Genomic DNA, 10,386 nt, shown 5'->3' on the forward strand with positions numbered 1-10,386 from the left:
CCTTGATTCACAAGGAATTGGTCCCACTGGGAGATTTAAGATCGGCAGGAAAACCGTCTACCCGGTTGAGGAACTAATTGCCTGGATGCGTTCGAGGATCACCGAACCGAGCGGGCGTTAACCGGATCGGGGGCGAGACGTGGAACCGATCAGACCGGATACGATTTATCAACCTATCGGGCGGTTTTTGCAGGTGGAGCACGACTTGTTATTCTCCCGCGCATACTTATCGCTTTCCGGTAGGTCGAAAGACCTGTTTCACCTTCTCTTTTCAAAACTCCGCTGGGAGCGCGGCGGCAACAGCGACCGGCGGGGCAAAACGAAAACCGGGAGGCGGCGCTGCGCAATCAACAACGGTGAAATTGTGGCAACTTATGAGGAAATCATGGAGGCGCTGGGGATCGGTTCTCGCGCGACAGTCTCGCGGTCGATCCAGGAACTTCTTGAGAGGGGCTTCATCGACTTGACCCGGCCCGGCTGCGGCAAGTTAAAGATTTCAAGCCTTTTTGCAATCTCGAACCGCTGGAGGTTGTACGGCGAGGACGGGTTCATTTTGGCCCCTGAAAACAGACGGAAGAACGAGGCGGTGAAAGCACGGTCGAAACGTTCAGGAGAGAAGCTTTTCAGTCCCACAGATAGGGACAGAACAAATGCAGCAGCAGCACGGCAGGAAAGAAAGAACGGGGGCAACGGCAAGGCCACAAAAACAGCGCTACGCTGAATACTGTAACAATGCGTACCACTCATGCGCACTTGAGGGACTGAAATGAGGGCAATCGCGGTAAGACCTTTAAAGACAAGAAATAAAAAGATAAAAACAACATTCCACAAGTACACATGGCAGGCACTTGAGAGAAAATACAAATTCCATCAACAAGTGCGCATGGATAGCACTTGACAAGTACACATGGCAGGCACTTGAAAAACTCAGGTTCTGCGATCCACGGCGCGGAGCCTGAAAGGGCCGGTGCGGGCGGTGAACTCGCCCTCATCGCCCCCGGCCCGCTAACTCGAACCGGAAAGGAATTGCGCGATGCCGATTGAATGCGTCTTATGCGGGCAGCCTGAGGAAGCTTACAATTTTTTCAGAGGCCGCCAGGAGCAGGTCAAGCCTGGGCTGGATGTCAGATATATCGTCTGTTCACGGTGCATTCACCGGCTGATTGAAGCCGATCAGGTTAGTCTGCAACGGCTTTATAGGAAAGCCAAAGAGAAAGGCAAACCATTGCAGGTGGAAGTCATTTCCAAGTATCTCAACAAAGGAGGAGAACGTGTCCCAGAAGCCAAGCGGATTAAACCAGGTATGGCCGGAGCGCGAGCTGTGCGCGCAGCTCGGTCTACCTTTCACAGATGCCACAGGGCGGTCGCGGGTGCTCGGTAACTGGATTCGCGGTGGGCTGGCATATGCCGAAAAAGGCGGACGGCGATTCTTTTTCGAGGATGACGTTGTGTCGTATCTCTACAACCGCCGGAAAGTAGTCCGTGCCGCCGAGATAACTGAAAACGAGGAATAGGGTTCATGGGGGGTTCGAGGCGGGTTCAAGGGGCGTTCGAGGGGGTCTTTTTTCTACCCTTATCCCGATATAGGCCGGTGATTTGTGAAGTATTGTCAACGAAAGGCTAATATACCGCCAATCAATGAGATAAGAACAGTGAATCCCTTCAAGTCCTTCAACCGAAAAAAACTCAACTTTCCTTAACCTCGCGCGCACGTGCGCGCGTTTTTTATGGCGTCTGAAAACGCCTCACACGTTGGGATGAATCGCCCGGATGTCAACTCCTGTCAACATTCTGAAAATCTCAACTATTATCAACAGTCTTTCGGTACTCTCGTTCTCGCTACGGTAACGGGTTGGAAAAGGAGAGGCCAGAAGAGAGAGTTAGGCTTGTGGCAAGATCGTTTTATCAGGGCCGCTTGAGCGCTTCCTGGGATACTCTCTCGCGCGCACGCGCGCGCGATTAGGAGTCCCGAAACTCCGGAAAGTATCTTTGCAAAATGACTTCTTTGCCAAAGTTTATCGCCTCGAATCCCCGACGTCGTTTACCGAAAAAATCATAAACAATGTTTGTCGGCAACTCATTCTTCTGGCAGCATTTCGGGATGGTTGGTTTTCAGCCATTCTGTGACTCTGCTTTTCAGCTCCAGGGCCAGCGCCTTCATTTCCTCGGCTTCTTTTTCCGAAACCAGTCCCGCCGAATCATACTGGCTGATATTCCGTTTCTTCCGGAAAGCGTCGAACTTATCAACCAGCGCTTTCTCCGCTCCGATGGTCAATGCCAGACTGCCGATGGTCCGGTAATGGCCGCTCTCGCGGGACGGGCGAAAACCGGAAGCCGCCAGCGCCGCCATAGCCAGCCGAAGGGCCGCGGTGTAGGCCATAATAAGTTGCCACTCTGGATCGACCCCCGGCACGGCGGAATTGTTCAAATCCAAGTCTGCGGCGGAAAGGAGGTCGGCTATTTCTCCGGAACTCGTCCGGTGCTCCACGAGCCAGCCGTTATTCAACCAATCTGTCAAATTCATCAGCCGAGCCGATCAGATAGATTTTTTCAGTGCCCTTGAGCTTGCCCACAAAGTGTTTCCGGGCGGCTTGCCCCTTGAATTCTTCCTCGGAATACACAACCGGGTTGATCTCACGGGCCAGGGTTTCCTGGGCTTCCGACAGGGCGGAAACCACCTCGCCGAACGAGACTGCGCCTATCACCGCGAGGTCTATATCGCTGCGGGCCTGTGCGCTGTTTGTGGCAAAAGAACCGAAGACGAAGGCGATGCGGATGTTATGCCCAAACCCGGCCAGCGCCCGGCGCAGGACATCCGCCACGCCGCCGGTTTTGACCAACAGGGACTTGAGTTCGCCGAAAAACGGACAATCCCGGTTGGCCTGGTAGAACACCTGCCGGCCTTTTCTTGTTCTCAGCAGGATGCCGCAGGCGGCCAAGCGCGCAAGCTCGCGCTGGACCGCTCCCTGACCGGTTTTGACCGTTCCGCTCACCTGACGCAGGTAGAATTCCCGCTCCGGGTGGGTGAAAAACAGGGCCAGCACGGCCAGGCGGGTCTTGCCGAAAAGGGCCTCAGCCCCGCCTTTAGAAATCATTGTTCTCATATTGGGTGCTATTGAACTCATTTTGGGTGCAAAGAATGTGTGCTTTTGACGTCCGGGCATAAAACAAAGGCCGGAAGGACGAGATGAGTTAAAAAGCAATTTACACGCTCAATAACTGATTTTCAAGAAAACGTTTTTCGCCGCGCGGTATCAGCCTGGACCCCTTTTACAAGAGACAAAAATCAAGTTGCAAGTGCTCAACTGCGCTGAAGTTCTCTGGGAAATCAACGCCGCACCACCCGGAAGCCTATTGAAGATTGTTTCCAGTTCAGATCACCCCAGAATTCGCGGAGGAATGAAGTTAGCTCTTGGCTTTCTCTTTCAGCGCCTTTATAACTCCCCCCCCGCAAGGTTCGACCATGACCATCATCGGTCGATGGGCCTTGCGGATTATTCGCATAGGCGCTGCCGTAGTCTCCGTACCAGTCGTTACACCACTCCGCGACATTGCCAAGCATGTCAAATAGTCTGAAGGTATTTGGTTCCTTTAAACCCACCGTTTGTGTCATATCACCGCTGTTAAATTGATGCCATGCCGCCCGGTTCAGGTCGTCCCCGCTGTCCCCGGTATAATATTTCGTGGTGGTCCCGGCCCGGCAGGCGTATTCCCACTCCGCTTCCGTCGGCAAGCGGAAACCATTCTTTGAAAAGTCACAAGCCCAAGTCGCAAGATTGTAGCAGGGCTGCAATCCCGCCTTCTCGCTGAGTTTATTGCAGAAAGTCACCGCATCGTACCAGCTTACCTGCTCCACCGGGCGCTCCGAATCGCCGGGTAAGCCGGAGAAATAAGAGGGATTCGAACCAACCACCGCCTGGTACTGCGCCTGCGTGATTTCATAGCAGCCCATCTGGAAGGCGCTCAATGTCACAATGCGCGTCAGCCCCATCTGGAACAACCCGCTGGGGATGGAAATCAGTGTAAGGCCCTGTACTTTCGTGCTGTCACCAGGTAACTCGCTGTCGGCGGTCGCGGTTATTTTGCTTGCCGTAACGTCCGAACCGCTCACCGTCACCTCAAGACACGCCGGGCTGAAAGTATAACCAGACTTGCCGGGGATAACTGTATACTCGCCATCGGGGAGTCCGATTAAATAATCGCCTGTTACGCCGGTGGCGGTGAGCCTGTCGATCCCGCCGCCGGTTACATACACGTTCACGTCCGAAAGCCCCGCACCGGATTCCAATATCTTCCCCTTTAAAATCTGACGTCGCACAACCCGGAAGCCTAATCCGTCGCCCGGCCAGTCCCAAGTCCAGGTGTCAACACCGCCGTCCGGTTTGCTGCTGAAACGAGAACCAGACCGCAAGTAATCGGGGTCGCGGACGTTGCCCCAGCTGCCGCCCCGAACAACACGGTTGGAGCCGCTGGAAGGCCCTGTCGGGTCAGTTTGGCTCTGATTATTGTATGCTCCATACCAGTCGTTGCACCACTCCGCGACATTTCCACTCAGGTCATGCAGGCCGAAAGGATTAGCCGAGTAACTGCCGACTTTAGTTGGATATCCAACGTTACGGTTATAATTAGCTTTCTCAGGACTGATAGTCCCATCATCCGTCCCGTACTCATACTGCCTGCCACCTCGGGCGGCGTACTCCCACTCCGCCTCGGTCGGCAGGTCAAAACCGTATTTCATGGCAAACGCCTTAGCTCCATACCAGGTAATATATACCACCGGCATATTTTCCTTACCCGGCTCTACGCTGAAACTCGTCCCATTGTAACTGATCCAACACTTGTTGTTGTTGTCAAGAACATAAAGAAAATAACTCATCCCACACAGGTAAATGTACTCTTGGCCGATGTAAGCCCCTTTCGTCCCGGTCACGCTACTCGTTGTTGCTGTTATTTCCCCGTCCGCCAGAGCTACATTCAAAAAAGCCGCATACTGTGCGTTCGTCACCTCGTAGCGGCCCATCTGGAAAGCGCTCAGTGTTGCCAGGTTTCCCCCCATCGAAACTCGCCCGCTGGGTAAAGAAACCAGTGACATGATGGGAGTAAGATGCCCGGCGCTGAAATGGTAATTCTGGGTAACTTTTCCCGGAGCTAAAAACAGGTCCACGTAGAAAGGGTCCTTGTCCACTTCGGCCAGGTTCTTGAAAACGTTGCCCGCCACCGAATGGAGCAAGGTTACGCAATTGCGCATGTTGTCGGTCGCCGCATCCCGCCAGAAAAAGCTCAGGACTATATCCTTGTTGCTTTCAATAAAACCAAGAACCGCCCTTAGCATCGCCGGGGCAGTCCCCGCCTGGAAACCTTCCTTTAATATCGTGGCCCCCCCGGCGTCTTTCAGGATATCCGTCAGGGATTCAAGCTTTTCCTCCGGGCCGGGAACCTTGTTTACCAGGTCGATTACGTCTATCACCATCTTGCCGCTGTTGTAGAGCGTCCCCCGTCCCTCGGGCCAGGCCGGGTCCCACCAGTGCGGGCTGCTGGAATCGAACCCCTTGCACATTACCGCACTCAGGGAATCACCCGAATCCATGCCCTGCAATGTCCGGCCTAACTCACCGGTATACGGGATCAAACTCCATTTCCAGGGTCTCGGCTTTTGCATGAAAGATTTTTTCGGACTTGCCGCTCTGAAATCAAACAGCGCAGTCCCGTAATGGACATAGTAAGGGTTGCTGAATTCGAGTTGTCCATTCTCTCCCAGCCGGACATCGGGATCGGAACGGTCGGGAATGGTTGAATCTTGCGGGATGCCCTGCTCCTCCATGCCGTCGTAAACGTCCCTGGCGATCTCGTCGGCCAGGCGGAATATCTCCGGGTGGCTGTCATCCACTAAGTAACCGGGATTAAGGCCGGAGTTCAGGATTGCGCCGATCTGTGTTACAAGCTCCTGAAACCTCGTATGCTGCGCGGCCCGCTCAGCGAATGCCTTTCTTTCCTGGGCGCTCGTGCCAAAAACCGCCGGGTTCAGCATGACAAGACTCAAGGCGGTGCTCTGCACACCCAGCGAGATGTTGTCGGAAGCGGAAAGCTTTGTGAAGCCTTCCTTCCCCTTTACTCCGGAAAGGCCCGTGCCGGGAACATTGGTCATAAAGCTCAACAGCACTGGCGCGCCAGAGGCGTTGGTCGCCACGATAAAAGTCGCTTCCGTGCTGTCGGTCAACCGGGCGTTGAAGGAACCGTCGCTCCCCACTCTGTTTTCGTCCTGGATGGAAAATACGGTCAACTCCGACAAGTTGAGTCCTGATGCCACTTCCACTTTTCCGGCAACCTTCACCAGAAGCTTGACATGGATGCTTTTGGTAGTGTCCGCCCCAAGAATGAGGGATAGCTCACCGCCGGTGAAACTTTCCGGCATGACGATCAACGTGCTGTCTGGATTGAAAGCGGCCACCAGGTATTCAGCGCCATTGACCAGAACCTTGATATCCTGAATCGACAGGCCGCCGTCCGCGTTCTCCGTGTAAAGAACGAGGCTGTCACCCGGTGCGGCTCCAGCACGATCCGAACCGGTAATAACCGGCCCCCAATAGATTACTCCCGGCTGTTCTGCACCTGCCAGCACCTTGAGCATTCCCAGCAGGTCGAAAACATCCACCCCTCCGCTGGCGTTCATGTCCGCGATCTGGCGTTTGCGCTCGGTCTGTCCCTGCCCAGCCAGGGACTTGAGCATTTCAAGCAGGTCGAATACATCAACTTTGCCGTCCTCGTTAATGTCCCCGCGCTGGGTACTGCTTACGGCGGAGAGGGCCTGGGAATATGTGTTTGTGCTGAAGGTAATCAAGAGAAGAAGAATGACAGCGAGAAGGGGCAGGAGTTTGCGCATTCCGGACCTCTACGGGGTGGGCTATTCTATCCGCGATTGTGATTTTACATAAGAAGACAGTAAGTTTCCTTCATGTTAGCCGCATCTTTATGCAGTGTCAATAGGGAAACGCCAATTTACGTTTCACAAGCCTGGTGCACAAACGAGAGTGGAATCCCACGTGCTGCGCACAAGATGGAGAGCTTGTTTTCCGGTAGAATGCGAGACTGGAGGGTAGGTTTTTTCACTCGCAAAGGAGCAATAGAAATTGATAACGCGGGACAGGAGTGGGACAAATGGCGAGTATCAAAATAAAAGGGCCTGGGCCTGCATCGCCCAAACCCTTGTAATTACTGGTGCCGGGGAGGGGAATCGAACCCCCACGGAGCTAAGCTCCAAGGGATTTTAAGTCCCTTGTGTCTGCCAGTTCCACCACCCCGGCGCGTGGGAGAATAATACTGTTTTCGGCCCGCCCAGTCAACGCAATTGGCGCGGCGGCAGAGCTTGCCTGTTGTCAAAACCGGCTGCCGGCTGTATCTTTGCACTGTTATTCCATAACCCGAACTTATCCCGAACCGGAGAGTCGATGCTGGAGGAGCTGAAAGAGCGGGTCTGCCGGGCCAACCTCGACCTGGTACGCCACGGCCTGGTGCTTTTCACCTGGGGGAATGTTAGCGGCCTGGACCCGGAGCGACGCCTTGTGGTGATCAAGCCCAGCGGCGTGAGCTACGACAAACTCACCCCCGCCGACATGGTGGTGCTGGAGCTGGACGGCCACCGGGTGGAGGGCGCGCTCAGCCCCAGCACCGACACCCCCACCCATCTGGAGCTGTACCGCCGTTTCGAGGGTATCGGAGCTGTGGCGCACACACATTCCAGCCACGCCACGGCCTGGTGCCAGGCCGGGCAGTCCCTGCCCTGTTTCGGCACCACCCACGCCGACTATTTCTACGGCCCGGTCCCGGTGACACGCTACCTGACCCGCGAGGAGATCGCAGAGGACTACGAGATGAACACCGGACGGGTGATCGTGGAGTGTTTCGAAGGCCTCGACCCGCGCAACATGCCGGCCGTGCTGGTGGCCTCGCATGCCCCGTTCACCTGGGGTGACAGCCCCGAGAAAGCGGTGGAGAACATGGTGGTGCTGGAGGAAAGCGCCCGCATCGCCCTTTTCACCCTGGCCCTGAACGGCACGGCCGAGGCGATTGCCCGTCCGCTGCTGGACAAGCATTTCCTGCGCAAGCACGGGCCGGGAAGCTATTACGGACAGAAAAAAGATCAGAACGCATAACCTTGGGAAGGCGACGATGATTGACAGGAAAGAACTGAGGCGCTGGTGCTCGATCCCGGTGGACCGGCTCGCTGAGAACGGGCCACGGGTGCCGTTCGCGGTGGTCCAGACGCGCGAGCAGATGGGCCTGGCCATGGCGCTGGAGCTGGTGGAGGAGGTGGAACGCCACAACGCGCGCGGCGAGCTCACCCGGGCGATCGTGCCCTGCGGGCCGATGGCGTGGTACGAACCGTTCTGCCGCCTGGTCAACGAACGCGGGCTGAGCCTCAGGCGCCTGGTGGTGTTCCATATGGATGAGTGCCTGACCTGGCAGGGCGAGCTGCTGCCCAAGGGCCACCCCTACAATTTCCGCAGCACCATGGAAGATGTGTTCTACGGACCGGTGGACCCCGCTCTGGCCGTGCCGGAGGAGAACCGCAACTGGCTGACCCCGCAGTCACTGCCCACGGTACGGGCCGCAATCGCCGCCGCGCCGATCGATATCACCCTGGGCGGCTGGGGGCAGGACGGGCACGTGGCCTACAACCAGGCCCGCCGCGACCCGTTCAGCCAGGTGAGCCTGGAGGAGATGGCCGAGAGCACAGCCCGTATCCAGTATAACAACTGGGACACGATCATCGCCCTGGCCCAGCGCACGTTCGGCTCGGCCTGGCAGTTCGTGCCGCCGATGTCGGTCACCCTGGGAGTGAAAGAATGCCTCTCGGCGCGCAAGGTGCGCATATACAGCGACACCGGGGCCTGGAAACAGACCGCTTTCCGGGTGGCCCTGTTCTCGGAGCCCACCCCCGAGTACCCGCTGACCCTGCTGCAGCGCCACCCGGACGCCCGTGTCACCGCCACGCGCGAGACCGCCGACCACCCGCTGGTGCACCACCCGGAGTGGGAGCTGTTCTGAGATAAGCAAACCGGTCACGGCGCGCCGTGACCCTACTCCAGTTCTACTGGATTTCCGGGGACAAAAAAACAGCCGGACCGGCGCTCCCCCGCACCGGCCCGGCTGTACCCCCACCCCACACACATCCCCTATTACAGTCAGAACCCCACTTTAATCGTGAAAAAGTTATCCGCGGTCAGACGGCCCTTGTTCTGGTAGGCGTAGTTGAATTCCAGGCTGCGCCCGCCGAACTGCCGCTTGAATCCGCCGCCGAAACTGAACCCGCGCATGGTCGGGTCATCGCCCAGGTACTCGTAGCCGAACTCGTCCTTTGCATCGGTGTTCTCGTCGGTCTGGACTTTCCAGCCCATGCGCAGCGCGCCGGACAGGAACTGGTGGAACTTGTACGACAGCTCGGTCCCGGTGGCGTAGCTGATCGGGATGTTGCTGTTGCGCCAGAGTTCGCCCGCGGCCAGCCAGTTCACTTTTTCATCGCTGTACAGGCTGTAGGACAGGGCCAGCTTCACCGCGGTGGGCAGGCGGTAGGTGTGAGTACGCTTGTACACCTCGCGGTTGGCCCGGCTGGAGATGGCGTAGGCGTCGGAAGAGTAGTTCTCGTAGCCGGAGGGCAGAAGGTCGTCGCGGTCCTCGGGCCCCACCTCGTACAGAAGGTTCGGGCCGCGCATGGTGATGTTCGTGCCGAGGTTCTGGACAGCGAAGGCGAAACGTATCTCGCGGTCCATGAACTCGGTGTGGTACACCGCCCCTGCGTCGATGGCGAAAGCGTTGCCCGCCACGTTGTCGAACATGTCCTGGTGTACGTATTTCATGTTCAGGCCGCCGGCGAAGCGGTCGCTGAAATTGTAGGCCAGGGAGCCGCCCATCTGGAAATCGTAGGCGTCGAACATCCGGCCGGTGCCCTCGGGCACCGAAACGGTCGTGATCTCCATGTCCGGCACATCCAGGTAGCCGAAGAACCCGCCCACCACCACGCGTCCATCGGCCAGCGGCTTGGCCATGGCGCAATAGCTGTAGGTGATGTCCAGGGTGTAGTCCACCACGTTCAGCATCACCTGGGTCTCATTCAGGAACGCCAGACCGGCCGGGTTCCACCAGATAGCGGAGATGTCATCCGCCACCGCGGCGTAGGCGTCGCCCATGCCGATTCCGCGCGCGTCCACCGGGATGGTCAGAAACTCGGCCGCACGCACCCCCACGAACGACGAGGATTTGGGGCGGCCCTGGGTCAGATACTTGTCCAACCCCGAGTAGTCCTGGTTCGACACACCCTGGCCCAACAGGGGCAGCACCCCCAGGACCAGCAGTGTCCAGGCGCTCAGTATGCCTTTCCTGATTGTTCCA

Annotated in this window: 8 protein-coding genes and 1 tRNA gene; 4 read left to right on the forward strand and 5 right to left on the reverse strand. The window is 57.1% G+C overall.

Translation table 11 applies throughout. The annotated features are described in order from the left end of the window. Positions 1-139 precede the first annotated feature (139 nt). Together LLH00_15280 and LLH00_15285 are read left to right on the forward strand one after the other, a co-directional pair. On the forward strand, positions 140-721 hold the full coding sequence (locus tag LLH00_15280) for a helix-turn-helix domain-containing protein (GenBank protein MCE5272642.1): 582 nt from the start codon (positions 140-142) through the stop codon (positions 719-721). Positions 722-1,271: 550 nt separating this feature from the next. After that, on the forward strand, positions 1,272-1,514 hold the full coding sequence (locus LLH00_15285) for a hypothetical protein (GenBank protein MCE5272643.1): 243 nt from the start codon (positions 1,272-1,274) through the stop codon (positions 1,512-1,514). A 563-nt stretch (positions 1,515-2,077) separates the two neighbouring features. Here LLH00_15285 and LLH00_15290 read toward each other — a convergent pair. The 4 genes from LLH00_15290 to LLH00_15305 all read right to left on the reverse strand — a co-directional run bounded on the left by LLH00_15290 (position 2,078) and on the right by LLH00_15305 (position 7,301). Beyond that, positions 2,078-2,524, reverse strand: coding sequence for a HEPN domain-containing protein (locus LLH00_15290; GenBank protein ID MCE5272644.1), 447 nt, complete (start codon positions 2,522-2,524; stop codon positions 2,078-2,080). Continuing rightward, a complete protein-coding gene (locus tag LLH00_15295) occupies positions 2,499-3,095 on the reverse strand; it encodes a nucleotidyltransferase domain-containing protein (protein MCE5272645.1) in 597 nt (198 codons plus the stop codon). Before LLH00_15295 ends, LLH00_15290 begins: the two co-directional genes overlap by 26 nt. A 233-nt stretch (positions 3,096-3,328) precedes the next feature. Continuing rightward, entirely contained in the window at positions 3,329-6,880 is a 3,552-nt protein-coding gene (locus LLH00_15300) for an SUMF1/EgtB/PvdO family nonheme iron enzyme (GenBank protein MCE5272646.1), read from the reverse strand. Positions 6,881-7,213: 333 nt separating this feature from the next. Next, positions 7,214-7,301 (reverse strand) — tRNA-Leu (locus tag LLH00_15305). 147 nt (positions 7,302-7,448) lie between these two features. Here LLH00_15305 and LLH00_15310 point away from each other — a divergent pair. After that, a complete protein-coding gene (locus LLH00_15310; GenBank protein MCE5272647.1) occupies positions 7,449-8,150 on the forward strand; it encodes an L-ribulose-5-phosphate 4-epimerase in 702 nt (233 codons plus the stop codon). 16 nt (positions 8,151-8,166) lie between these two features. Continuing rightward, positions 8,167-9,045 carry a hypothetical protein gene (locus LLH00_15315; protein MCE5272648.1) on the forward strand — a complete coding sequence of 293 codons (879 nt, stop codon included), beginning with the start codon at positions 8,167-8,169 and terminating at the stop codon, positions 9,043-9,045. Positions 9,046-9,182: 137 nt separating this feature from the next. Here LLH00_15315 and LLH00_15320 read toward each other — a convergent pair. Then, a partial coding sequence (locus LLH00_15320) for a PorV/PorQ family protein (protein MCE5272649.1) occupies positions 9,183-10,386 on the reverse strand: 1,204 nt, incomplete at its 5' end.

The organism is bacterium (assembly GCA_021372515.1).
GTDB lineage: Bacteria > Gemmatimonadota > Glassbacteria > GWA2-58-10 > GWA2-58-10 > JAJFUG01.